The 24,303-nt window shown below is 60.5% G+C and carries 21 protein-coding genes; 13 read left to right on the top strand and 8 right to left on the bottom strand.

Going from position 1 to position 24,303, the window contains the following annotated elements; all coding sequences use genetic code 11:
* The first annotated feature begins 2 nt into the window (after positions 1–2).
* From GUC32_RS16275 to GUC32_RS16265, 3 genes are all read left to right on the top strand, one after another.
* Positions 3–428 (top strand): DoxX family protein, encoded by a 426-nt coding sequence (locus tag GUC32_RS16275; RefSeq protein ID WP_049209251.1) that lies wholly within the window; start codon positions 3–5, stop codon positions 426–428.
* Positions 421–2,031, top strand: a complete 1,611-nt coding sequence (locus GUC32_RS16270; RefSeq protein ID WP_049203315.1) for an MFS transporter — start codon at positions 421–423, stop codon at positions 2,029–2,031. The genes GUC32_RS16275 and GUC32_RS16270 overlap by 8 nt, the downstream gene beginning before the upstream one ends.
* Before the next feature lie 96 nt (positions 2,032–2,127).
* Positions 2,128–3,180 (top strand): nitronate monooxygenase family protein, encoded by a 1,053-nt coding sequence (locus tag GUC32_RS16265; protein ID WP_049209250.1) that lies wholly within the window; start codon positions 2,128–2,130, stop codon positions 3,178–3,180.
* A 107-nt stretch (positions 3,181–3,287) separates the two neighbouring features.
* Here GUC32_RS16265 and GUC32_RS16260 read toward each other — a convergent pair whose 3' ends face one another.
* The 5 genes from GUC32_RS16260 to GUC32_RS16240 all read right to left on the bottom strand — a co-directional run bounded on the left by GUC32_RS16260 (position 3,288) and on the right by GUC32_RS16240 (position 11,811).
* Positions 3,288–4,670 (bottom strand): serralysin family metalloprotease, encoded by a 1,383-nt coding sequence (locus tag GUC32_RS16260; RefSeq protein WP_089181109.1) that lies wholly within the window; start codon positions 4,668–4,670, stop codon positions 3,288–3,290.
* Between the two features lie 502 nt (positions 4,671–5,172).
* Positions 5,173–6,462, bottom strand: coding sequence for an alginate export family protein (locus tag GUC32_RS16255; protein ID WP_025303478.1), 1,290 nt, complete (start codon positions 6,460–6,462; stop codon positions 5,173–5,175).
* A gap of 41 nt (positions 6,463–6,503) precedes the next feature.
* On the bottom strand, positions 6,504–7,301 hold the full coding sequence (locus GUC32_RS16250) for a glyoxalase (RefSeq protein WP_197538599.1): 798 nt from the start codon (positions 7,299–7,301) through the stop codon (positions 6,504–6,506).
* Between the two features lie 630 nt (positions 7,302–7,931).
* Positions 7,932–10,127 carry a catalase/peroxidase HPI gene (gene katG, locus GUC32_RS16245; RefSeq protein WP_369435326.1) on the bottom strand — a complete coding sequence of 732 codons (2,196 nt, stop codon included), beginning with the start codon at positions 10,125–10,127 and terminating at the stop codon, positions 7,932–7,934.
* Between the two features lie 259 nt (positions 10,128–10,386).
* Positions 10,387–11,811, bottom strand: a complete 1,425-nt coding sequence (locus GUC32_RS16240; protein ID WP_301481009.1) for a coniferyl aldehyde dehydrogenase — start codon at positions 11,809–11,811, stop codon at positions 10,387–10,389.
* Between the two features lie 204 nt (positions 11,812–12,015).
* On the opposite strand from GUC32_RS16240, the gene GUC32_RS16235 reads away from it, so the two are divergent.
* The 3 genes from GUC32_RS16235 to GUC32_RS16225 all read left to right on the top strand — a co-directional run bounded on the left by GUC32_RS16235 (position 12,016) and on the right by GUC32_RS16225 (position 14,567).
* On the top strand, positions 12,016–12,846 hold the full coding sequence (locus tag GUC32_RS16235) for an alpha/beta fold hydrolase (protein WP_025303474.1): 831 nt from the start codon (positions 12,016–12,018) through the stop codon (positions 12,844–12,846).
* 188 nt (positions 12,847–13,034) lie between these two features.
* Positions 13,035–13,493 (top strand): IS200/IS605-like element IS1541B family transposase, encoded by a 459-nt coding sequence (gene tnpA, locus GUC32_RS16230; protein ID WP_141997679.1) that lies wholly within the window; start codon positions 13,035–13,037, stop codon positions 13,491–13,493.
* Between the two features lie 129 nt (positions 13,494–13,622).
* Complete coding sequence (locus tag GUC32_RS16225) at positions 13,623–14,567, top strand: NAD-dependent epimerase/dehydratase family protein (RefSeq protein ID WP_342116176.1); 945 nt, start codon at positions 13,623–13,625, stop codon at positions 14,565–14,567.
* A 120-nt stretch (positions 14,568–14,687) separates the two neighbouring features.
* On the opposite strand, the gene GUC32_RS16220 is transcribed toward GUC32_RS16225, so the two are convergent.
* Together GUC32_RS16220 and amiA are read right to left on the bottom strand one after the other, a co-directional pair.
* Positions 14,688–15,740 carry a porin gene (locus tag GUC32_RS16220; protein ID WP_049295964.1) on the bottom strand — a complete coding sequence of 351 codons (1,053 nt, stop codon included), beginning with the start codon at positions 15,738–15,740 and terminating at the stop codon, positions 14,688–14,690.
* A 54-nt stretch (positions 15,741–15,794) separates the two neighbouring features.
* A complete protein-coding gene (gene amiA, locus GUC32_RS16215; RefSeq protein ID WP_025303471.1) occupies positions 15,795–16,637 on the bottom strand; it encodes an N-acetylmuramoyl-L-alanine amidase AmiA in 843 nt (280 codons plus the stop codon).
* A gap of 334 nt (positions 16,638–16,971) precedes the next feature.
* On the opposite strand from amiA, the gene GUC32_RS16210 reads away from it, so the two are divergent.
* From GUC32_RS16210 to GUC32_RS16180, 7 genes are all read left to right on the top strand, one after another.
* On the top strand, positions 16,972–18,342 hold the full coding sequence (locus GUC32_RS16210; RefSeq protein WP_079449929.1) for an MFS transporter: 1,371 nt from the start codon (positions 16,972–16,974) through the stop codon (positions 18,340–18,342).
* A 52-nt stretch (positions 18,343–18,394) separates the two neighbouring features.
* On the top strand, positions 18,395–18,757 hold the full coding sequence (locus GUC32_RS16205; protein WP_016927066.1) for a hypothetical protein: 363 nt from the start codon (positions 18,395–18,397) through the stop codon (positions 18,755–18,757).
* Between the two features lie 46 nt (positions 18,758–18,803).
* The gene (locus tag GUC32_RS16200; protein ID WP_212637287.1) at positions 18,804–19,880 is read left to right on the top strand and encodes an ABC transporter substrate-binding protein; all 1,077 of its coding nucleotides are present in this window, start codon (positions 18,804–18,806) and stop codon (positions 19,878–19,880) included.
* 42 nt (positions 19,881–19,922) lie between these two features.
* Positions 19,923–20,933, top strand: a complete 1,011-nt coding sequence (locus GUC32_RS16195) for an iron ABC transporter permease (protein ID WP_025303467.1) — start codon at positions 19,923–19,925, stop codon at positions 20,931–20,933.
* Positions 20,920–21,687: an ABC transporter ATP-binding protein gene (locus tag GUC32_RS16190; protein ID WP_049295963.1), complete on the top strand. Its 768-nt coding sequence runs from the start codon at positions 20,920–20,922 to the stop codon at positions 21,685–21,687. Before GUC32_RS16195 ends, GUC32_RS16190 begins: the two co-directional genes overlap by 14 nt.
* 102 nt (positions 21,688–21,789) lie before the next feature.
* Positions 21,790–22,665, top strand: coding sequence for a glyoxalase III HchA (gene hchA / locus GUC32_RS16185; RefSeq protein WP_016927070.1), 876 nt, complete (start codon positions 21,790–21,792; stop codon positions 22,663–22,665).
* Positions 22,662–23,390, top strand: coding sequence for a PA1136 family autoinducer-binding transcriptional regulator (locus tag GUC32_RS16180; RefSeq protein WP_148123579.1), 729 nt, complete (start codon positions 22,662–22,664; stop codon positions 23,388–23,390). Before hchA ends, GUC32_RS16180 begins: the two co-directional genes overlap by 4 nt.
* On the opposite strand, the gene GUC32_RS16175 is transcribed toward GUC32_RS16180, so the two are convergent.
* Positions 23,387–24,277: a LysR substrate-binding domain-containing protein gene (locus GUC32_RS16175; RefSeq protein WP_369435325.1), complete on the bottom strand. Its 891-nt coding sequence runs from the start codon at positions 24,275–24,277 to the stop codon at positions 23,387–23,389. The two genes, GUC32_RS16180 and GUC32_RS16175, sit on opposite strands and share 4 nt — an antisense overlap.
* Positions 24,278–24,303 lie beyond the last annotated feature (26 nt).

Here is a 24,303-nt window from a genome sequence, read left to right as displayed (position 1 = left end):
CGATGAACCTGACTGCTATCGCCGCCCGCTGCGTACAGCGGCTGAATGCGCCCGCGGTGCGCTGGCTGCTGCTGCTCGCGATTTGTACCGCCTATATTCAGGGCGGATTGGTCAAGGCGTTGAACGTTGAGGGCGCCATCGCCGAAATGACCCACTTCGGCCTGCAGCCGGCGGCGCTGTTCGCCGTGCTGGTGACGCTGCTGGAACTGGCGGCGTCGGCGCTGATCCTGAGCGGCTTTTATCGCTGGCTCGGCGCGTTGGCGCTGGCCGGTTTTACCCTGATGGCGACGCTGATGGCCAATCCGTTCTGGCAGTTCGACGGGGCGGAGCGCGGCCAGATGATGAACGGATTTTTTGAACACCTCGGGCTGGCCGGCGCGCTGTTGCTGGTGGCATTTAACGATTTGAAGGAGCGAACGGATGGCTGAACAGACGGAAAACAAGGCGGCGGCGGGCGGCTTCGCGCCGCTGAAAATCCCATTATTTGCGGTGCTGTGGGGTGCCACGGTGCTCGGCAACGTCGGCAGCTTTATGCGTGACGTCGCCAGCTCGTGGCTGATCACCGACCTGTCGAGCAACCCTTCGGCGGTGGCGCTGATGCAGACCGCCGCCACGCTGCCGGTGTTCCTGCTGGCGATCCCGGCCGGGGTATTGTCGGACATCCTCGATCGGCGACGCTTTCTGATCTTCGTGCAAATTCTGCTGGCCTGCGTCAGCGGCAGCCTGTTGCTGCTGTCGCAGACCGGTGCGCTGACGGTGGAATACCTGCTGGCGCTGACCTTCGTCGGCGGCATCGGCGCGGCGCTGATGGGGCCGACCTGGCAGGCGATCGTGCCGGAGCTGGTACCGCGCACCGAGCTGAAAAACGCCGTGGCGCTGAACTCGCTGGGCATCAACATCGCCCGTTCCATCGGCCCGGCGGCCGGCGGTCTGCTGTTGGCCAGCTTCGGTGCCGGCGCGGCCTACGGCGCGGACGTGATGAGCTATGTGCTGGTGATCGCGGCGCTGCTGTGGTGGAAGCGGCCGAAGGCCGAGGACAGCGGGCTGTCGGAGCATTTCTTCGGTGCCTTCCGCGCCGGCCTGCGTTATGCCCGCTCCAGCCGCGAGCTGCACGTGGTGCTGCTGCGGGCGGCGGTGTTCTTCGCCTTCTCCAGCTCGGTTTGGGCGCTGTTGCCGCTGGTGGCGCGCCGCATGCTGGGCGGCAGCGCCGGTTTCTACGGCGTTCTACTGGGGGCGGTAGGCGCCGGGGCGATCCTTGGGGCTATTGTGCTGCCGCGTCTGCGCCAGCGGCTGAATGCCGACGGGCTGGTGTTGCTGGCGGCGGTGCTCACCGCCGTGGTGATGGCGGCCCTGTCGCTGGCGCCGCCGCAGTGGCTGGCGGTGGTGCTGCTGCTGGTGCTGGGCGCCGGCTGGATTATCGCGCTGACCACGCTTAACGGCGCGGCGCAGGGCGTGCTGCCCAACTGGGTGCGTGGCCGTGGTCTGGCCATTTACCTGATGGTGTTCAACGGCGCGATGGCGGCGGGCAGCCTGCTGTGGGGACTGGTGGCGCAGGAGCTGGGCGTGGCCGCCACGCTGCTGGTCGGCGGCGTCGGCCTGTTGGCGGCGGGGCTGCTGTTCCACCGCCTGCGTCTGCCGACCGGTGAGGCCGATCTGCAGCCGTCGAACCATTGGCCGGAGCCGTTGGTTAACACGCCGGTTGAAAACGATCGCGGCCCGGTCATGATCCAGGTGGAGTACCGCATCCGCGAACAGGACCGGCCGCAGTTCTTGCGCACGCTGCTGATGCTGGAACGGGCGCGCCGCCGCGATGGCGCTTACGCCTGGGGCATCACCGAGCATACCGGCGATCCGGAATGCATCATGGAGTGGTTCCTGGTGGAGTCCTGGGCGGAGCACCTGCGGCAGCACCAGCGGGTGTCGCACGCCGACGCCGACCTGCAGCAGGAGGCGCTGCGCTTCCACATTGGCCCTGAGAAACCGGTGGTGCATCACTTCCTGTCGCTCGACCGGCGTCAGGTGAAGCATTAACTGCACGGCCAGGCGGCGAGAAGGTGCTATGCTTTTGGTCGGTTCGGCGGCGCGGCCGCCGTAAGACGAATGTAGTCAGCACAGGGAGACACATTGATGACGGCACCTTCTGCTTTTGCCCGCGAGCTTGGGCTGCGCTATCCGATCGTTCAGGGGCCGATGAACGGCGCGTCGCCGCCGGCGTTGGCGGTGGCGGTGAGCAACGCCGGGGCGCTGGGATCGTGCGCGGCGGCGCTGTTTTCACCGGCGGTGATCCTCGAACGGGTGCAGCAGATCCGCGCGCAGACCGCCGCGCCGTTCAACATCAATCTGTTTCTGCTCGATGAGCAGCACCCGGATCTCGCCGAGCTCAAGCGCGCCCAGCACCTGCTGCGGCCGTTCCGCGAAGCGCTGGGGCTGAGTGAGCCGCCCATGCCGATCCAATTCGCCGAAAACAACCGCGACCAGATCGCGGCCCTGTTGGAGGCGGCGCCGCCGGTGGTCAGCTTCACCTTCGGCGTGCTGCCGCGCGCCACGGTCACGCAGTTCAAGAAGGCCGGCTCGCGGGTGATCGGCACCGCCACCACGGTGGCGGAAGCCCGCGCCTGGGAAGAGGCGGGCGCCGACTTCGTGTGCGTCTCGGGCGCGGAGGCGGGCGGCCACCGCCCGACCTTCCTCGGCGACATTGAGCAATCCTGCGTCGGCCTGATGGCCCTGCTGCCGCAGGTGGTGGCGGCGGTGAAGATCCCGGCGATCGCCGCAGGCGGCATCATGAACGGGCGCGGCATCGCAGCGGCGCAATTGCTGGGCGCGCAGGCGGCGCAGCTGGGCACCGCGTTCCTGTGCAGCCCGGAGTCGGGCATCGCCGAAGCCTGGCGGGCGGCGCTGCGCAACGCCGGCGATGACAGCACGCGCCTGACGCGCGCCTTCAGCGGCCGCCCGGCGCGCGGCATCGTCAATGATTTCATGCGGCAGATGCGCGCGGAAGAGGCGCAGATCCTGCCTTATCCGGTGCAGAACGCGCTCACCGGCGATATCCGCCAGGCGGCGGCCAAGGCCGGGCGCGGGGAGTTTATGTCGCTGTGGGCCGGGCAGGGCGTGGGCCTGGCGCGGCCGATGCCGGCGGCGGAGCTGGTCGCCACCCTGGCGGCGGAGCTGGAAGCGGTGTGAGCTCGTCTGCGCGATTTATTGCTGTGGCAATGTAAAAAGACGCCGGGGTGAGGCCTGAGAAGAGATGAACAGTCCGGCGTGAAGGCCGGACTGCGGGTTTGCCTTGGCTAGACGAGAATATCGGCGGAAGCGTCGACATGCCCAACGATTTTGACAAGGAAATCAGGTAATTGATTGCCGGAGAGATTGATGGCCAGATCGGTGACATTCTGCTGCGCGTCATAATTCAGCGCCGCTTCATACAACGAGCCGCTTAAACTATCCACGAAGTGCAGCTCGCTCCCGTCGGCCTTAGCCGTCTGGTTGAGCCACGACAGATCGATTTTATCCACCGCCGTCTGGAAATCGCGGATCCAATCCGGCGCGGCGGCTTGGCTGTCGCCGGCTTCGCGGAAGACGAAGGTGTCCGCACCTGCATTGCCCCAGAGCTGATCGGCGCCGCCGGCACCGTAAATGATGTCGTTGCCTGCACCGCCTTTTAGCGTATTGTTCAGCGCGTTGCCCACTAAAATGTCTGCGCCGCTGCCGCCGATGATATTTTCAATCTGCGCGCCGTAGGCGATGGCGATATTTGCCTTCAAGCCGCCCACATCAGAGAATGCGCCTTCGTTAATGTTGATGCGCTGATCCTGGCTGTAGCCTGAAAAATCCAGCGTGTCATTGCCGCCGGCATCCCAGATAGCCGCCACGATTTTGTCCGTGGACGCCTTAACGCTCAGAAAGTCTCTGTCCGTATTCGAGTTGAAACCATAGGTGGTATCGCCGGTGCGCGTGGTGGTATTCGCGCCGTAAAGCTTCTGTATGGCGGTAATATCATCCAGCTGCGGCCCTGATGGCCAAACGCCTTTATAGTCAGCGCTGGTGTATTGTTCGTTAAAATAGCTCATCAAAGAATATTGATGGTCGTCTTCATAATACTTCGCCGAGTTGGCGTAGGTGGGGTAGGTGGCATTTGACGCATCATAATTGCCGGGATGAGAAAGCCCCAACGCATGCCCTATTTCATGAGTCAGCGTATCCCTGGCGTAGTTATTGGTTTGCGGATTGGAGGCGTCGTAGCCGTTATTGCCGCTGATCCAAATGGTGCTTTTGAGATTGCTCTGCGTACTTTCATACGAGGTGTAATTGCCCCCGCTGGCCGCCTTATAAAAACCAAACTTTATATCTGCATTTTTCGCGTCGTTGCCTTTAACCTCGGTGAACGTGATGTTGGCCACATCCGACCAGGATTGCAATGAAAGCTTGGTTTGGGCTTGCTGGGCGGCGGTAAGCTGCGCGGCGCCCGTCTTGTCGCTGTCGGTATAGACGGGGAAAGAGTAGGTCAAGGTAGCCGCATGGTCGGTCACGCCTTTGCCATTGGCGGAATAATGGCTCCTCAGCAGCAGATCTGAAACCTCTTGCGTGGTATATGACGGTTTACTGCTCCCCGCGTGATCGCCTCTTTCATAACGGGTTAAATAATCGGAAATCTTATCGGTCGCTAATGACATATCAAACTCCTTTGGACGTTGACAATATTGCAGCTAACGCTCTATATGCTCGTACACAGGTTTGAAAATCAGGGGTAATTAATGTGATATCATTGGTTTGCCTCCTTGGTCTGGCTTGAATATTGCGTTCAAGCGGAATATATCCTTATCATTAATCACGGTGAGGAATTAATTGTGCACTGTGATTGAGTTAAAGCAGTATAAACACAATTATTTCATTAATGAGTTATTCTTATATGAATCTTTTACATAAGATATGCGTAAAAGGCGTGCTTAAATAACCAGGTGGAATTAAATTTTTATTTAATATTACACTGTAATTGGCTCGCGAAATTTACGTGATTGATTTATCTTTTTGCTTTTATTTAATTTTTATCTATGAATGGCGGCGAGTACCCGCCATTGCCGCAATGCATATGGGCGGCTACTCGCCGGCGCTCGTCATTAATTGAGTACGGGATTATTAAGGGCGTCCGCGTACACCGATTAACTTACCTGATACTTAAAAACTGTAGGTGCCCTGCGCCAGCACGAAGTTCATGTTTTTCAGCCCGGCATGTTGCTGCAGGCTGTTGCTGACGTCGAAGTAGACATAGGCCACCTTGAACTGAAGATCGCTGCGCGGTGTCCAGGTCGTTTCAACCTGATACTGGTTGCCGATAAAGCGCGAGCCCTGCGCGCTGCCCTTCACCGGGCGCATTGGCCCGAGGTAGAAGGCATCCTCGCGGCGTTGCCGCCACAACGCGTCCCAGCTGAAGTCGATGGCCAGGGTTTGCCACGGCGTCATCGTGACCGAAGGGTGGATGGCGATCAGGTTAGCCGGCGCCACCAGCCCGTTCTCGGTCAGGTAGGGCAGCTTGGGGTACATGGCGTTAAAGGTGTTGAGCTGCCCATCGTGACCGTTTTTATCGCCGCTGGCGATGCCAATCTTGCCGCCGAAGCGCGGTTGCCAGCGCCAGTCGTTGACCGTATAGCCGGCGTGCGCCGACGCCGACCAGGCGCGGATGTCACGCTGTTCTGCGCTGCCGAACTGCCAGGCGGCTTCATTATCCCAGTCGAACCCCTGTGCCGCGCCGAAAATGCGTGCGCCGAGGGTATAGCGCCGCTCTTGCCCGCTGAGCTGCGCGTAGTGGACGTCGTTATCCTCAAAGCCGAAGGTGTAGAGATCGAGCGAGGAGGCCAGCGCTGCCAGCGGCGTGGTGCCGTACAGCCCCCAGACCTTTTGGCTGTTGTCAGTATCGTCGTCGAAACTGCCGGTTTTGAGGGTGACGGGATGGCCGATAAAGGCGTCGAGGCGGTTTTTATCCTTGGCCCAACTGGCGCGGATAGCATCGAAGGAACGGCGCACGTTGGGGCCGTCGCGGGTGCCCAGCAGGTGCAGCGAGCCCAGCGCAATCTCCTGGCGGCCGGCCCGCAGGGTGCCGAGGCCGTAGGCGGTGGGCAGTTTTAAGTCCACATAGCCCTGGCCGAGATAAGCATGATCTTCGTCGGTCGGCTTGCGCCCGCGATCGCGCGGGGTGGCCAGCGACGATCCCACCTGCACATAGGCGCCGAAATAGTCGCCGTAGTCGAGGCGCGCGCCAACCAGCAAGCGCTGCATGAAAGTGTCGTCGCGTCCGCCGCTCAGATCCCGTTGATCCGTCCATTCATAGCGCTCGCGCAATGAACCGTCGAAAGATAAGGTGGCCGCATCGCCCAACGGGATGTTTTTCCAGGGGGAAGCGGCGGGCTCCGCCGCCAGCGCGGGGAGCGTGGAGAACAGCAACAGTGCGGGTAGCGTGCGTTTCATCATGGATATCCGAAGAAAAGAGCGCGCCGCAGCGCGCCTTGGGTTTATTTAGCCGTCTGGTGAATTTCGGCGATGTAGCCGCCGGGAAAACGCACCAGCGCCGAGGCGCGGCGTTCCGCCGCCGTCGAACGCCACAGCACCTGCGCGCCGCTGGCCGTCGCTTTGGCCAGCGTGGCCTGCAGATCGTCGACGCCATAGCCGGTGCGCTCATGGCCGAACGGATAAGGCAGATGCCCGTCGGTGACGAAAATGCGCGTTTTGCCGAAGCGGGAGTCCAGTTCGATCTGGCGGATCTTGCCGTTGCCGTTACGGCCGATCGCCGTGTCGCTGACCTGTTCGTCGCTCACGACCTTGCCGTGTGAGAACGCCTGGTAGCTTTTCAGGAAATCGTCGACGCGGTAGGCGGAGAGATACAGGCGGTTTTCCGGCACGCTCAGCAGCGGCTTGTAGTCAGGCGCCTTGGTGTGCCAATAGAGCTGCATGTTGACGCCGCCGGGCCACTGGATCACCGCGTCGCGGCCGATCGGATCGTCGAAAGGCGCAACCTGCACATCGGCGCCGGCGTCCCTGGCTTGCCGGATGGCGGCGTCCATATCCCTGACCAGAAAACCGTTGCGCTCGGCGCCGAACGGGTACGGGATCGGCGTTTTGAAATCGAACACCGAGAAGCTGCCGGCCGGCGTCAGTATCAGCTGGGAGTAAGTTTCGCTGGGGGTGGGCGTGACGTTGACCAGCACGCGTTCGGTACTGGTGCCGCCGAAGGTTTTCAGGATGCTGTCGACAAAGGCGTCCATCTTGCCGCGTTCGACGTAGACATGGGTGGTGTCATATTGCGGCCCCACGGCAAGAGGCGCCGTATCGGCCGCCCATGATACGGCAGGGAGCAGTAGCGCAAGGGCCGATATCCTCAGCCGACGAGAAGAAATGCCGATAATATGTTGCATGATGACCTCCAGGTAGCGGTTATTTTCCTGAGTGAAGCGTAATTCCCTATGAGCTTTCCCGTCGGCTGAAAAATAAAAACGAAAAACGCAATGTGCGTCGTGAAACATTAAATAAGGGCGATGTTCTGGCGCCTAAGCGAATATCGCGCAGGTGCAAAATATCTCTTTTTATGGGCGTGGAACGGTGGGGCGCCTTTGCCGGCTCAGCCCGCTATCGCTAAGGAATGGCGGTGGTCATGAGGCCCGCTTCGCCGCGTGTTGAGGTGAATCGAGGATAATCCATAACGGTGTTCTCCTAGATGGGATATATCGCATGAGCCAGCTGAGTTTACGGTCTTCATTGCCGTCTAAATATAAATACAGCATTAAAAGAATTGCCGCCCATCAAATTTTTATATGACTTGTTGAGTAAATACGAATAAGCGGGGAAAGAGAATATCGCGGCGCCTGACAGGGCTGACGTGGAGCAGAGGTGGTGCTGATCTCAGGGGAAAAAACGGCCTGCCAAAGCAGGCCGTTGGGGGGACGTTACGCCAGATCGAAACGATCGAGGTTCATCACTTTGTTCCAGGCGGCGACGAAGTCGTGGGCGAACTTCTCCTGCGCGTCGGCGCTGCCGTAGACTTCGGCCAGCGCCCGCAGCTGCGCGTGCGAACCGAACACCAGATCGACGCGGGTGCCGGTCCACTTGACCGCGCCGCTGCGGCGATCGCGGCCTTCGAACAGGCCGTCTTCACCGATCGGGTGCCAGGTGGTGCCCATGTCGAGCAGGTTGACGAAGAAGTCGTTGGTCAGCGCCTGCGGCCGCTGGGTGAACACGCCGTGCTGCGTGCCGCCAACGTTGGCGCCGAGCACGCGCAGCCCGCCGACCAGCACCGTCATTTCCGGCGCGGTCAGGGTCAGCAGCTGCGCCTTGTCGACCAGCAGCGTTTCGGCCGGCACGCGGTATTTACCCTTCAGGAAGTTGCGGAATCCGTCGGCGAGCGGCTCCATCGCCTCGAAGGAGTCCACGTCGGTCTGTTCCTGCGAGGCGTCCATGCGGCCCGGGGCGAACGGCACCGTCAGGGTGAAACCGGCGTTCTTCGCCGCCTGTTCCACGCCCGCCGCGCCGGCCAGCACGATCAGATCCGCCAGCGAGACGCGCTTGCCGCCGGTCTGCGCGTCGTTGAAGGCGCGTTGGATGCTCTCCAGCTTGGCCAGCGTCGCGGCGAGTTGCGCAGGTTGGTTGACCGCCCAGTCCTTTTGCGGCGCCAGGCGAATGCGCGCGCCGTTGGCGCCGCCGCGTTTGTCGGAACCGCGGAAGCTGGAAGCGGAAGCCCAGGCGGTGGAGACCAGCACCGACACCGGCAGGCCGGAAGCCAGCACGGCGTTTTTCAGCGCGGCGATGTCCTGCTCGTCGATCAGCGGATGATCGACCGCCGGGATCGGATCCTGCCAAATCAGCTCTTCCTGCGGCACTTCCGGGCCGAGGTAGCGCGCGCGCGGCCCCATATCGCGGTGGGTCAGCTTGAACCAGGCGCGGGCGAAGGCGTCGGCCAACTCTTCCGGATGCTCATAGAAACGGCGCGAAATCTTCTCGTAGGCCGGATCGAAGCGCAGCGACAGGTCGGTGGTCAGCATGGTCGGGCGGCGTTTCTTGTTGGGATCGAAGGCGTCGGGAATGGTTTCACCGATGTCTTTCGCTACCCACTGATGCGCCCCGGCCGGGCTTTGGCTCAGCTCCCATTCGTATTCGAACAGGTGGCGGAAGAAGTCGTGGTTCCACTGGGTCGGGGTGGTGGTCCAGGTGACTTCCAGGCCGCTGGTGATGGCGTCTTTGCCAACGCCGGTGCCGAAGGTGCTGTGCCAGCCGAGGCCCTGCGACTCCAGCCCGGCGGCTTCCGGATCGGCGCCGACGTTAGACGCCGGGCCGGCGCCGTGGGTCTTGTCGAAGGTGTGGCCGCCGGCGATCAGCGCCACGGTTTCTTCGTCGTTCATCGCCATGCGGGCGAAGGTTTCACGGATGTCACGTGCGGCGGCCACCGGATCGGGATTGCCGTCCGGGCCTTCCGGGTTAACGTAGATCAGACCCATCTGCACTGCCGCCAGCGGGTCCTCCAGATCGCGGTCGCCCGAGTAGCGGCTGTTTGGCCCGCCGCTCAGTTCCAGCCAGATCTTCTCAGAACCCCAGTAGACATCGTCCGGCTCCCAGGTGTCGGCGCGGCCGCCGGCATAGCCGAAGGTTTTGAAGCCCATCGATTCCAGCGCCACGTTGCCGGTCAAGATAATCAGGTCGGCCCAGGAGAGGTTGCGGCCGTATTTCTGTTTGATTGGCCACAGCAGGCGACGCGCCTTGTCGAGGCTGACGTTGTCCGGCCAGCTGTTGAGCGGGGCGAAGCGCTGCTGGCCTTCGCCCGCGCCGCCGCGGCCGTCGCCGATGCGGTAGGTGCCGGCGCTGTGCCAGGCCATGCGGATGAACAGGCCGCCGTAGTGGCCGAAGTCTGCCGGCCACCATTCCTGCGAGTCGGTCATCAGGGCGTGCAGATCCTGTTTGACCGCCGCCAGATCGAGACTGTTGAAGGCATCGGCGTAGTTGAAGTCTTTATCCATCGGATCGGACAGGGGGGAATGTTGGTGCAGCGGTTTCAGGCTGAGCTGATTAGGCCACCAATCCTGATTGGTGGGGCCGTTCTGCGGTGCGGGCTGCTTGCCGCCCGAAAACGGGCATTTGCTTTCAGTTGTCATAATGCGCTCTCTGCTTCCATAAAGGTGCTCCAGCCGCCGGGCGTGGAGCGGTTAACAAGGCATGCGGGTAAGGCTTGCGTCGGGTGTTGCGCTAAATAACTGAACTCAATGGATTCGCATCGCCCCGGCCGCTAACGGGCAAAAGGCGACTCATGGCTAAGCTTAGTCAGCGGTGGCGGAGAGATAAAATAGGAATGAGTGAATATTGTGATAGCTTGCGGCGATTTATGGGTGTGCTATTGATAGTCAACACGCCGTGTTATCGGCGCCGCAGCATAACCTTGAGCACCGCGTCCGCCAGCTTGCCGAACGGCGCGCGCAGGAGGTCGGTAAAACGCCAGCGGCTCTGGATAAAGACGCCTTTGGCGTGGCTCAGCGCCCGAAATCCTTCGATGCCGTGACAGGCCCCCATGCCGCTGGGGCCGATGCCGCCGAACGGCAGATCGTCCTGGGCGAAATGCAGTAGGGTGGCGTTAACGCTGACGTTGCCGGAGGTGGTGCGCGCCAGCAGCCGGTCCCGATCCTCGCCCGGCGGACCGAAGTAGTAGAGCGCAAGCGGGCGTGGCCCGGCGTTGATAACGTCGATCGTTTCATCAAAGGCGGCGTAGGTGCGCACCGGCAGCAGCGGCCCGAAGATCTCCTCTTGCATGATCCGGCTGTTGTCGGGGGCGCCGACGATAAGCGTAGGGGCCAGCGTGTTCGGCCGTTCAGACGCCGAGTCCGGGCGGTGGCCCACCGGATGGATTTGCGCGCCCCGCGCCTGGGCATCGGCGAGCAGATCGTGCAAGCGGTGGTAGTGCCTGTCGTTGATGATGGCGCCGTAGTCGTCGCCGGTTGGCCCGTCGGGATAAAAGCTTTTAACCGCCGCGTCATAGAGCGCCATGAAGCTTGCCAGATCGTCCTGATGAACCAGCAGGTAATCGGGCGCGATACAGGTTTGGCCCGCGTTTGACAGCTTGCCGAACGCCACGCTCTTGACGTTTCTGGCGTTAACCGCGCCGCGCGCCATGACGGCGGGGCTTTTGCCGCCCAGTTCAAGCGTTAACGGCACCAGATGTTTGCCGGCCGCCTGCATGACCTGACGGCCGATCGCCGTGCTGCCGGTGAACACCAGATGGTCGAACGCCAGCTCGCTGAATTTGGCCCCGACGTCCGGCCCGCCGGTCACGACGGCGACCTCATCGACAGGAAACAGCGCCGCCAGCATCGTTTCGATGAGGCGGCTGGTATGTGGCGTGAGCTCCGAAGGTTTCAGCATCACGCGGTTGCCGGCGGCCAGCGCGGTGGCCAGCGGGATGAAGGTCAACGAGAAGGGATAGTTCCACGGCGCCATGATGCCAATCACGCCCTTGGGCTGATATTGCACATAGGCGCGTGCGGCCTGATACGGCAGGGCGACGTGGCGGCGCTCCGGCTTCATGAAGCGTTTCAGGTTGCGCAGCAGGTAATCGATCGCCTGAACGGTAACCAGAATCTCCAGAATGTCGGTTTCGTAAGGCGAACGGTGGCCGAAGTCCGCGCTGACGGCCGCCGCCAGCGCGGCGCGCTGGGCCAGAATGGCGCTTCGCAAGCGGCGCAGGGCGGCCTTGCGCTGTTGCATCGTCGGCGCGCCGTCGCGCAGGAAGGCGTGGCGCTGGGCGGCAAGCCACGGCTCCATCGTCGTGGCGGTGTCATCTCCTTGCACTTGAATACTCCTGATGCCGATCGCGTTACTGAGGGAAATACCGCTTGCCGGGCCACTATTGACCTTAAAGTGAACTTTAAACCTATACTCGTTAAACGATCAACGCAAGATCGTCGGCCAACCGGGATGAGGGAGCCAGAGATCCCGGCGCCGCGCGCAGTATAAACCTTCTTTTTTAACCATAGTGTAAATGGGAGAAACGACATGGGTTATGTAACGACCAGCGATGGCGTCGAGATTTTCTACAAGGATTGGGGCCCAAAAAACGGCAAGGTTATCTACTTCCACCACGGTTGGCCGCTGTCCAGCGATGATTGGGATGCCCAGATGCTGTTCTTCGTGAACAAAGGGTTCCGCGTGGTTGCGCACGATCGCCGCGGCCACGGCCGCTCCAGCCAGGTGTGGGAAGGGCACGACATGGATCATTACGCCGATGACGTCGCCGCGGTGGTAAAACACCTGGGCGTGCAGGGCGCCATGCACGTAGGCCACTCGACCGGCGGTGGCGAGGTGGTGCGCTATATCGTGCGCCACGGCGAGGACAAGGTGTCCAAAGCGGTGCTGATCAGCGCGGTGCCGCCGCTGATGGTGAAAACCGACGCCAATCCGCAGGGCACCCCAAAATCGGTATTCGATGATTTCCAGGCGCAGCTGGCCGCCAACCGGGCGCAGTTCTATTACGACGTGCCCGCAGGCCCGTTCTATGGCTATAACCGCCCGGGTGCCAAACCGTCGGAGGCCATTATCTGGAACTGGTGGCGGCAGGGCATGATGGGGGGCGCCAAGGCGCACTATGACGGCATCGTCGCCTTCTCGCAGACCGATTTCACCGAAGATCTCAAGAAGATTGCCATTCCGGTGCTGGTGATCCACGGCGATGACGACCAGGTGGTGCCTTATCAGGATTCCGGCGTGCTCTCGGCCAAGCTGGTGCAAAACGGCACGCTCCATACCTATAAGGGCGCGCCGCACGGCATCCCGACCACCCATGCCGATCAGGTCAACGCCGATCTGCTGGCGTTCGTGAACAGTTAAGCGCGAACAAGCACTTTTGCTCCGCCCTGAGTGGGCGGAGTTTTTTGTATGCAAAAACCCCCAGCTAGGCTGGGGGTTCCGTAAAGCTTTCAGCTTTGAGCCAGTTATAAAGACCCCTTTTGATTTGTTAAAACAGTTTGCGGTCTGGCAACTGCGAACGTTCAACAAGAAATCAAAAGGGGGTCCCTATGAGGGACGAAAAGAGCTTAGCGCACACGCGCTGGAACTGTAAATATCACATAGTATTTGCGCCGAAGTACCGAAGACAGGTGTTCTACGGGGAAAAGCGCAGAGCAATTGGCAGTATCTTAAGAAAGCTTTGTGAATGGAAAAGCGTGAATATTCTGGAGGCGGAATGTTGTGTGGATCACATCCATATGCTTCTGGAAATTCCCCCCAAGATGAGTGTATCGGGGTTTATGGGGTATCTGAAGGGCAAGAGCAGCCTGATGCTTTATGAGCAGTTTGGGGATTTGAAGTTCAAATACCGTAACAGGGAGTTTTGGTGTCGAGGGTATTACGTTGATACGGTGGGTAAAAATACAGCCAAGATACAAGAATACATAAAGCACCAACTGGAAGAGGATAAGATGGGTGAGCAGTTGTCGATCCCCTATCCAGGTAGCCCGTTTACGGGTCGTAAGTAACCGATAGAAGCAAATGTCAGATCGCGATGCGCCTGTTAGGGCGCAGCTGGCAAGAGAGCCTTATAGGCGCATATGAAAAACCTCCGGCTATGCCGGAGGATATTTATTTGATTGCGATGAGGAACGCCAATGCAAACGATCCTGGGCGCCAGTGGCCAGATCGCCCAAGAGCTGGCGCGTGAACTGAAGCGCGCGTACACCGATGATTTAAGATTGGTCAGCCGCAACCCGAAGAAGGTCAACGACAGCGATACGCTGGTCGCGGCCGACCTGCTCGATGCACAGCAGACCCTGGCGGCGGTGAAGGGCAGCGACGTGGTGTATTTCGCCGCCGGCCTGCCGCCGGATTCGGCGCTGTGGGAGCGGCAATTTCCGACCATGCTGCAGAATGCGTTGGACGCCAGCCGTACCGCGGGCGTGCCCTTTGTTTATTTCGACAATACCTATATGTATCCGCAGAACGGCGAACTGCAGACGGAATCGACGCCGTTCGCGCCTCGGGGGCGCAAGGGACGGGTGCGCGCTCTGATGACCGAGAAGGTGCTCGACGAGATGGAGCGCAAGCAGATCCCCGTGCTGATCGGCCGTGCTCCTGAGTTTTATGGGCCGGGAAAAACGCAGAGCTTCACCAATGCGTTGATCGTCGACAGGCTGAAAGCGGGGGAAAAACCGCGCGTGCCGGTTCGCGACGACAGGCTGCGCACGCTGATCTGGACGCCCGACGCCAGCCGTGGGTTAGCCCGGCTCGGCAATACGCCCGACGCGTTCGGCCAGACGTGGCATCTCCCGTGCTGCGACGAACGGCTCACCTATGCGCAGTTCGCCGCCTTGGCCTGCGAGGTGTTTGGGAAGGACATTTCATATTCCGTCATCGGCAAATGGGCGTTGATCGCCGCAGGGCTGGTTTCGTCCGGGGCGCGTGAGATGCGCGAGCTGCTGCCGCGCTACGAGTACGACAACCTGTTCGACTCGACCAAGTTCAAGCAGCGCTTTCCCGACTTCGCCGTCACGACGTATCGCGCCGGGCTGGAAACGATTTGGCGGGAGTGGAAGAACACGCAAGCGCCGCGTTAAGATGCCCGCCGCGCCAGGGCTAGCCATAGCGCGCTACGCTGGGCTGCCGGCCCACTCGAGCCATTAAGCGAGCCTCGCCCCTCACCGGGCGGGGCTTTTTATTGGCTGCGCGAAAGCGGATCACCAGTGATAGCTGATGCCCATATCGAGCTTGTCCGACGCATCGACGCCGGCCGCGTGCTGCGAAAGGTTATTGAATTCATAGTTAATAAACACCTGCATGTTGCTATTGAGCAACCAAGTCACCCCCAACTCTTCGTAGTTCAATAAGTCGGTGTTGCGGCCTGCCCGGGCCTGTATTAAACGGGTATAGCCGATGTTGGGCTGAATATGGTCCGTCAGCCGGTATTTGACGAGCGCTTCATAACTTGACGCCGAGCCGCGGTTAGCGGTTTGTTGCGGGCTGATGGCGTTGTCGCTTTGGGTGAACACGGCCGCAAGATAGATTTTTTTCGACGCATAGAGAACCCCTTCGGCCAGCGTATCGATGCGTCGGCGATAGCCGGCGGCGTGTTGCTGCCGCTGCGTGGTTTGAGACGCCGAGGCGGCGGCGATGAGGCTGAGCGTCGGCGTCAGCGCATAACGGAACGAGGCGCCGAAGCCGTTGCCGTTTTGTTTGCCCGGCGCTTGCCGATCGTCGCCGTCTTTGAACTGATATTGCAACGCGAGGGCGGCGCGCCGCTGAAACAGGCTGAAAGTTTGGCGGTAGGTGAGCAGGTTATGCGCCCGGCCGCGCATAAAGTTATCGATGTAGTTGTACGCCATTTCCCTAAACAGCGGGGAGCGATCGGTCAGGGCGGTCACATCATAAAGTACGCCCCAGTTGCGGCCGATATCGAGGCTGCCCAGGGTGGCGTTTTGCACGCCGATATAGGCGAGCCGGGTGCTGTTTCGGCTCGCGTCGGCGAAGCTGACGGTATATTCCCAGTGGGCGTAAGCCTGCCAGCGCGGCGCGATCTTTTTTTTGCCTATCAGGCCGAAATAGAGGTAGCTGCGGTCGCCGTCGTCGCGTTCGTTTTGGCCGCTGTAGCGTCTGGCGATAATCGTGCCGTAGAAATTCAGGCTGTTTTGCTGCGATCCCATCAACGACACGGCGAAGGCGCCGCGCGGCAACAGGGCCAGCAGGGGGAACAGCATGCCCGCCGAAAAATAACGAGGATTGCGTTTTATCATGATGGCACCGTCCCTGTGCGCGGCAAACCCGTGTGCTTGCCGCCCCGGCGAAGCTTAAGCGTGCGTTTCGCGTTTAAAGTAACTGACGATCCCCTGAGCGATCGCCGTGGCAATTTTATTTCGGAAGGCGGGGGTGCCGAGCAGCCTTTCTTCCTCAGGGTTGGTGATGAAAGAGGTTTCCACCAAGACGGAAGGAATATACGGGGACTTTAAGACCACGAAGGCCGCCTGTTCGGTATTTTTGGCATGCAAATGATGGATGGGCGCAATATGCTGAATCAGGTGCGAGCCCAGCGCCAGGCTCTCTTTGATTGTTTCCGTCTGCTCCAAATCAAACAGTATCTTCTGCAAATAGCGATCTTTCTTGATGACGTTGGGGCCGGCGAGATCGTCCGCCGCGTTTTCACTGTTCGATAAGTATTTCGCCATCGCGCTGCTGGCGCCTTTATTGGAAAGCGCAAAAACCGACGCGCCGCAGGCACTGGGGCAGGTAAAGCCGTCGGCGTGGATGGACATGAAAAGATCGGCGCCATGCCGGTGCGCGATCTCCACCCGATCGTACAGCGGAATAAAAACGTCGCTGTCGCGCGTCAGGCGGGCATCGATGCCGTGTCGATCAAGCTGTGCACGCACATTTCTGGCGATCTCCAGAACGACATGTTTTTCCAGCGAACCGGTGTGGCCAATGGCGCCGGAGTCGATGCCGCCATGACCGGGATCCAACATGACCAGGAATCTTTTTCGCGCCCCCTGAGGGCCGTTCTGCTTTTTGGGACGTGGCAGGCCGTGGGCGTGAGCCAGCGGGGAAACGGCGCCGTTCAGCGCCAGGGCCGCCAACCCTGCCAACATCATTCTGCGGCGAGATAACCGGGTGTTCAAAAGGTCCGTCTTAGCCATAAGGTTAACCAGCATAAAAGGAAAGGGTGTTTTTGTTATAACATAACAATTTCACGCGCCGGCGGGGTTGTCTGTTAGCGGCTGTTACTTTTAATGTCATTCCTTAAATTCACTGGTTTTTTATACTGCATTTATTTTGTTTATTGAATGTTTGTATTGATATTAATTTGTTTTGCATTTGTTAATTCTTATTTTGACACACTATTTAATCTAATATTTCAAATGAGATTTATTCTCCTCTTTAATTGATATGTTATAACGTAAATATTAAAACGGATAAAAAGCGGGGTCTTTGCCGCCGGCATGAAGCTACTCACGTTTTTGGAGCGTTAACATGACTTTTAAACACCAGGAAAAAGAGACACTAAATATATTCGCCGTTCTCGCGGTCTCGTTAAGCACGGTCATCGCCATGCTCGACAGTACCATCGCCAACGTGGCATTGCCGGTGATCGCCAAAGATTTCGGCGTTTCCGAATCGGCCTCCATCATGATTATTAATGCCTACCAGTTTGCCGTTGTCGCCTCTTTGATGCCCTTCGCGGCGCTGGGCCGCGCGGTGGGCAATAAAAAGATCTTTATAGCCGGGGTGGTGCTGTTCGCTTTTTCATCCTTGGGCTGCGCGCTGTCCACGACGCTGTCGATGCTGACGGCATTCAGGGTGATACAGGGCTTCGGTGCGGCGGCGGTGCTCAGCGTCAATGCGGCGCTGATCAAGGAGATATACCCGGAAAGGCTGCTGGGGCGCGGCCTGGGGATCAATGTGATGGTGGTGTCGGTTTCCGCCGCCGCCGGGCCGTCCATCGCCTCGGCGATACTTTCTCAGACGAGCTGGAACTGGCTGTTTACCATCAATGTTCCCATCGCCTGCCTGTCGCTGCTGCTGAGCCTGATCTTCCTGGCCCCCCGCGAGCGGCGCAGCGTTGGATTCGACAGCGGGGGGGCTCTGTTGGTGTTTGTGCTGTTTATCGCTTTCTCGCTCAGCACGATGAGCATGACCACCCACCATCTGCCGGCGGCGGCGCTCAGCTTTGCGGTATTCGCCGGGCTGGCCGGGTGGCTGTACATCAATCAGAAAAGAAAGGCCAACGCCGCGCTGATCCCGATCGCGATGCTGCATAACCCGACGCTGTCATTGTCTTTGCTGATGTCGATGCTGTCTTACAGCACCCAGCTTTTGGCTTTTGTATCGCTGCCTTTCTATTTCCACAATGTCCTGCAAAGAAACGTGGTGGACATCGGTCTGCTGCTGACCGCCTGGCCGCTGGCCACCATGGCGTCTTCGCTAATTTCCGGCGATTTGGCCAAGAAATACGATCCCAATCTCGTCGCCCTGTCAGGCCTCGCCTGCTTGTTGGCCGGCATGCTGCTGATGGCCAATTTGCCGAGCGATCCGTCGAATGGGGCGATCGTATGGCGCGTGGCGCTGTGCGGCATCGGTTTCGGCCTGTTTCAATCACCGAACAACCTGCTGATCATGACCTCGGTCTCGCACGAAAACAGCAGCATCGCCAGCGGCCTGTTGGGCAGCTCCCGGTTGATCGGGCAAATCGTCGGTTCGGCGTTAGTGGCGATTTTCTGCAATATGCGCGGCGCGCAAGCGACGAATATCAGTTTAATGGCGGGGGCGGCATTCTCGTTCCTTTCTCTGGTCGTGAGCTATATGCGCTTCAAGTCCGCCGTTACGTTAAAAACCAGCAAATAGAAGCACGAGGTTTCCCATGCGATTTATCCCATTAGTGCCGTTGGTTATCGGGATGGCGGCGTTTTCCCTTGCCGGTTGCACGACCTACCACGACGTGGCGTTGCAACAAAAAGAGGCGGGGCTCAATAGCCCGTATTACCTGCTGCAGCCGCCGGTCTATGTCGGCGACCAGTTGAAATATGGCCTGAAGGACGGCAGCGGCGGCGAGCTGAAGGTGGCGAAGGTGGAACCTAAAGACATCGTCGCCGACAGCGGAAAAATCATTCCCCTGGCAGAGCTTTCTTTCCTGCAACGAAAAGACCTTTCCACGGGAAAAACCGCCGCGTTGGTTGGCGGCGGCGCGGTAGCCACCACGGCAATCGTCTTTGTGGCCGGGATAACCATTATGGCAGCAGGCATCGCCGCGTCGGCCTAATACAGCCCATCGACGCGCGCCGCCGAGCGTGCGCGCAGGAGGCACCATGTGCGTAACAGTGAAATTTATCGCCACCGCGCTGCTGGCCCTATTTGCCTTGCCGACGGTGCCTTGCGCCGGCGCCAGCCTGCCGGCGGCGGCCGAGCCGTTGCAAAGCGCGGCGACGCAAACGCTGCCCGGCAGCTACCCGCGGATCGTCATCACCGGCAACTGCCCCTTCGGCGTGATCCTGGCGAACGAGGCGGCCTATCGGCACGTCGTCGGCGTGGGGCCCTGGGCGTTCATGCATGCCGATAGGCATGTGTTGAAGGACATGAAGCCGGATATCGGCAGGATCACGTCCGATTTCATCAATAAAGACTATCGGGTCAACATGGAGTCGTTAATGAATCTGCGGCCCGACATCATTTATTACTACGGCAAAAGCCAGGACGATCGGCTGGAAAGGGCGGGCGTGATGACGGTCGATCTGGACGCCGGCGGGAAGACCAAATACCAGCCGATGGTCACCCAGGTGTATTGGGAAAATACCTTCGCCGACACACTCGGCCTGCCGCGTACGCATAAATTCAAAGACGCCTGGGAAAAGACCCTGAAACAGATCCGCCCCTATGCCGCCGCCATCCGCGCGCAGCACGTCAGGGCGTTGTATCTCGAAGAAAGCGACGGCAGGCAGCTGAAGGTGAGCGGCCCGCACACCTACGGCGACACCTACCTGAAAATGGCCGGCATGGACAATGTCGCCGGGGATTTGCCGGTAAAAGGGGATGCCGGCAGGTACATCAACGTTTCGATGGAGCAGATCATGGCCTGGGATCCGGATGTGATTTTCGTGGTGTTCGGCAGCGCCAAAGCACTGCTGCGCGGGGGGATCCCCGGCCAGGCGTGGGAGACGCTCAGGGCGGTGAAAAACGGCAAGGTTTTCTCGACGCCGGTGGGCATTCACAACTGGGGGGGCCTGTCGGCGGAAACGTCACTGTTGCCGCTGTTTATGATCAACCGGTATGCCCCTGAAGACATTAGCGACAAAACGCTGCGGGAGGAGACGCGTCGCTATTATCAGACGATGTTCTCTTATGCGATCCCGGACCGGTTGCTGGATGAGGTGCTGGCGCAACGCTAGTGCCACGGTTGAATAGCGTGAGTTCGTTGGAGGAGCTTGGGGATGCCGGGCAGAGGAAAATATGTGGCGATCATGGCGGGATTGTTTATTTCGCTCTGTGTGGTCGCCTTCGCATCGCTGTTTGCCGGCCGCTACGCCTTGTCGGCCCATGATGTGGTGCAGATTTTATGGCAGGGGAACATGCCGGGGGAAAACCAGGCCCGCTACTCGGTGATTTTTAACCTGCGCGCGCCGCGGGTGGTGGCGGTGATGCTGGTGGGCGGTGGGTTGGCGGTCGCCGGTGCGACCTTTCAGGCGGTGCTGAAAAACGCGCTGGCCAGCCCGGACGTGCTGGGCACCTCTTCCGCCTCCGCCTTTGGCGCTGCGCTGGGCATTTTGTTGAGTTTGCCTTTTGCCCTGAGTTCCCTGCTGTCGTTTCTTTTCGGCGTGGTGAGCTTGCTGCTGGTGCTGGGCATCTGCCGCCTCAAACGCCGGCAGGATGCACTCACCACGATTTTGTCCGGCATGATTATCGCGTCGCTGTTTATCGCGTTTGTCTCGGTCATAAAATATGTCGCCGATCCGCAGGATACCTTGCCGGCGATCGTCTTTTGGCTGATGGGCAGCTTCGCTTCGGTAGCGAAAGCGCAGGTTTATTGGCTGATCCCGCTGTTTGCGGCGTGTTACCTGACTATCTACCGGCTCAGGTGGAACATGAACATTCTCTCGCTGGGAGACGACGAGGCGCGCATCGCCGGCCTGAATCCGCCTCGGCTGAAGATCCTGTTGCTGATCGCCGCCTCTTTGCTGGTTTCCGCCTCGGTGAGCTTGGCCGGCGTGGTGGGGTGGGTCGGCTTGGTGATCCCGCATTTGGTGAGAAGCGTGTTGGGGTATAACCACGGCCGCCTGATCCCCGCTTCGGCGCTGAGCGGGGCGCTGTTTTTGCTGGCGATCGACAATATCGCCAGAGGGGCCACCTATGCTGAAATCCCGATCGGCATCCTGACCGCGCTGATCGGCGCGCCGCTTTTCGCTCTCCTTTTTGTTATGAGCAGCAAACATGATCACAGTTAACCAGCTGACCCTGGGTTTCAAGGGGCGAGAACCCCTTCTCGACAACGTCAGTTTTCATCTGGCGCGGGGCAAGATCCTCAGCGTGCTCGGGCCGAACGGCGCCGGTAAAACCACGTTGCTGAGACACATCGCGGGCCTGTGCCGGCCCCTGTCTGGCGTGTGCCAGATCGGCCGCATCGACAATCGGCCCGCCCGGTTGGCCTATGTGCCGCAGGCGAAAACGCCGCATTTCGCTTATGGGGTGCTCGATTTTGTCACTTTCGGCTGTGCTCGCCAGGCGGGGTGGTTCGCCAGGCCGCGGCGGCAAGATGTCGCCAAGGCGCAGGCGGTGTTACACGCGCTGGAGATCGCGCCGTTGGCGCAGAAAAATATCAACCAGATCAGCGGTGGAGAACTGCAGATGTGTTATTTCGCCAAGGCGCTGGCGGCGGATCCCGACGTCATGATCCTCGACGAACCGGAATCGAATCTGGATTTTTACAATCAGGCTAAAATGATCGAGATGCTCTGGCGCCTCGCCAAAGAGCGGCAGATGACGATCGTGCTGAATACGCATTTTCTGCATTATGCCGATCGCATCTCCGACAAGTGCCTGCTGATGAATAAGCGACAGTGCATGTTTGGCGATAAAAACGCCTTGCTGCAGGAGGATATCCTGGAGCGTTATTTCCAGGTGCCGGTGAGAAAGTGCCGGTACGAATATGCCGGCGTCAGCGAAGAAACGTTCATTGTCGCGCTACCGCACCCCGCTTGAGCGCCGCCAGCGCGAGGGTGATTGAGGGATATCCCTCATTGCGGCCCCGCCGGCGGTTATTTAAGCTGAAAGAGAAATGCAACGGTGAATATGGAGATAATCATGACTGATTCAGTATCCAACGATCGTAATCCCACCCCGGATGTGGCGGAAGACAACGCATTCTTCCCATCGCCTTACTCCCTCAGCCAGTACACCTCGTCCAAAACCGACTTCACGGGTGCCAGCTACCCGAACGCCTATCGCGGCGGCAAGTGGAAGGTGCTGATGATCGCCTCGCAGGAGCGTTACCTGCTGATGCAAAACGGCAAGTTCTTCTCGACCGGCAACCACCCGGTCGAGATGCTGTTGCCGATGTATCACCTGGATCTGGCCGGTTTCGAGATCGACATCGCCACGCCGTCCGGCGATCCGGTGAAGCTGGAGATGTGGGCGTTCCCGCATGAAGATGAAGCAGTCAAGGCCACCTACGAGAAGTACCGCAGCCAGCTCAAGCAGCCGAAAAAGTTGACGGAAGTGGTGAAGGATCTGGATGGCGGCAACTACCTCGGCGTTTTCATCCCCGGTGGCCACGGCGTGCTCAATGATATCCCGTTCAGCGAAGAGGTGAAAAAGACCCTGCACTGGGCGCATGACAACGATCGCTATGTGATTTCGCTGTGCCACGGGCCGGCCGGTTTGCTGGCGGCGGGCATTGGCGAGAACAAAGAGGATTTCCTCTATCGCGGCTATGAGATGTGCGTGTTCCCGGACTCGCTCGATACCGGCGCCAACATCGACATCGGCTATATCCCCGGCCCGATGCCTTGGCTGGTGGGCGAACGCCTGCGCGAGCGGGGCGTTAAGATCGTCAACGCCGACATCACCGGCAAGGTGCATAAAGATCGGCGCTTGCTGACCGGCGACAGCCCGCTGGCTTCCAACAACCTCGGCAAACTGGCGGCAGAGACGCTGCTGGCCGACGTCGCCACGCGATGAGCGACGAGATCGCGCAGCGCGCTTTCCAGACGGCGCTGGCGATGGACCACGAGCGAACCCTGTCCGCCATTCAGGGGCGGGTTCGCGCCTTCGCCGCGCCGTTCGGTTTCGATCGCTTTGTGCTGTTTTCCGCTTCCGCCACGGCGGAAGCGGGGATCGAGCATATCTATTGGGTCGAAGGCGACTGGTTCGGCGACGGCGAGGCGGTCGATGCGCTGACCTACGTGCGGCACTGCCCGGTGACCCGGCACATGCTGCGGGCCAGCGAGCCGTTCTTCTGGACCAAAACCCGGGCGCAGCAGGGCGAGCGCTACCGGATTGTGCGCACGCCGCGCGGAGCCGGTCTGCACGGCGTGCAGATCCCGGTGTTCGGCCCCGCCGGCCTGGAGGGCGCCGTCAGCCTGGGGGGCGAGCGCATCGACACCTCGCCGCCGGTGCGGCTGGCGCTGTCGCTCGTGGGTTCGGCGGCCTTTCTGGCGGCGCGGCGGCTGTTCGAACCGGCAGCCGGTGAGGGGGGGAGCCGGCTGTCGGCGCGCGAGCGCGAGGTGCTGAGCTGGACCGCCATCGGCCGGCGGCAGGCGGATATCGCCGCGATGCTCGGCCTGTCTGAACGCACGGTGGAAAACCACCTGCGCCGCATTCGCCAACGCCTTGGCGCCGCCACCACCGCGCAGGCGATCAGCGTGGCGATCCGCCTGGGGGAGATCGCCCCCGAGAGCCGTTAGCCCGCCGCCATTTGCCGCAGCAACCACTCGCGTAGCGCAATGATATCGGGGCGCTGCGCAGTTTCTTCGGTGGCCATCAGATAGTAGTTGGCGCCGGGTAACGCCATCTCGAACGGCGCGGCCAACACGCCGCGCTGCAACAAATCGCGTGCCAGCAGCCGGCTGGCGATCACCACCCCCTGGCCGGCCACCGCCGCCTGCAGCGCATGGGTTTCGTCGCTGAAGGTCAGCCCGGCTTCCACATTCAACCCTTCCGGCCCGTAGCGCCGCCGCCAGTTTTCCCAGGTCGGCGCGTCGGCGGGCACCTGCCGATGTTCCACGTGAAACAGCGTTACCCGCTGCAAATCCTCGATGCGCTCCAGCGCCAGCGCCGGGCTGGCCACCACGATAAAACGATCCTCATGCAGCAAGGTGCAGTGCAGATCGCTTTCCGGCGTTTCGCGGTAGCGAATGGCGACGTTCACGGTGCGCTGGCTGAGATCGACCCGCTCGACGCTGGTGTGCAGGTGCAGATCGATGGCGGGAAACTCCGCCTTGAAATCCGCCAGGCGCGGTACCAGCCAGTGGGTGAGAAAATTGGAGGTGGTGGTGACGGTCAGCGCCGGCGGCTGCTGGGCGCGGGTGATTTGGGCGACGGACTGCTCCAGCGCGGCGAAGGCGCGCTGGGTGCCGGCATACAGGATCTCGCCGGTCTCGGTCAGGCTGACGCCCTGCGCGCTGCGCTCGCACACCCGGCATTCCAGCACCGACTCCAGCAGCTTGATCTGGTGGCTGACTGCCGTCGCGCTGACGCCCAGCGCTTCGGCGGCATGTTTAAAGCTGCGGCAGCCGGCCACGGCGTGGAAGGCGCGCAGCGCGCCCAGCGGCGGCAAACGGGTTTTTCTCATGGCTGAATTATTCTCATCCAAGGCTG

Origin of the sequence: Serratia sp. NGAS9 (genome assembly GCF_009905295.1) — a bacterium.
GTDB lineage: Bacteria > Pseudomonadota > Gammaproteobacteria > Enterobacterales > Enterobacteriaceae > Serratia > Serratia bockelmannii.
This window is presented reverse-complemented; position numbering and strand designations above follow the sequence as displayed.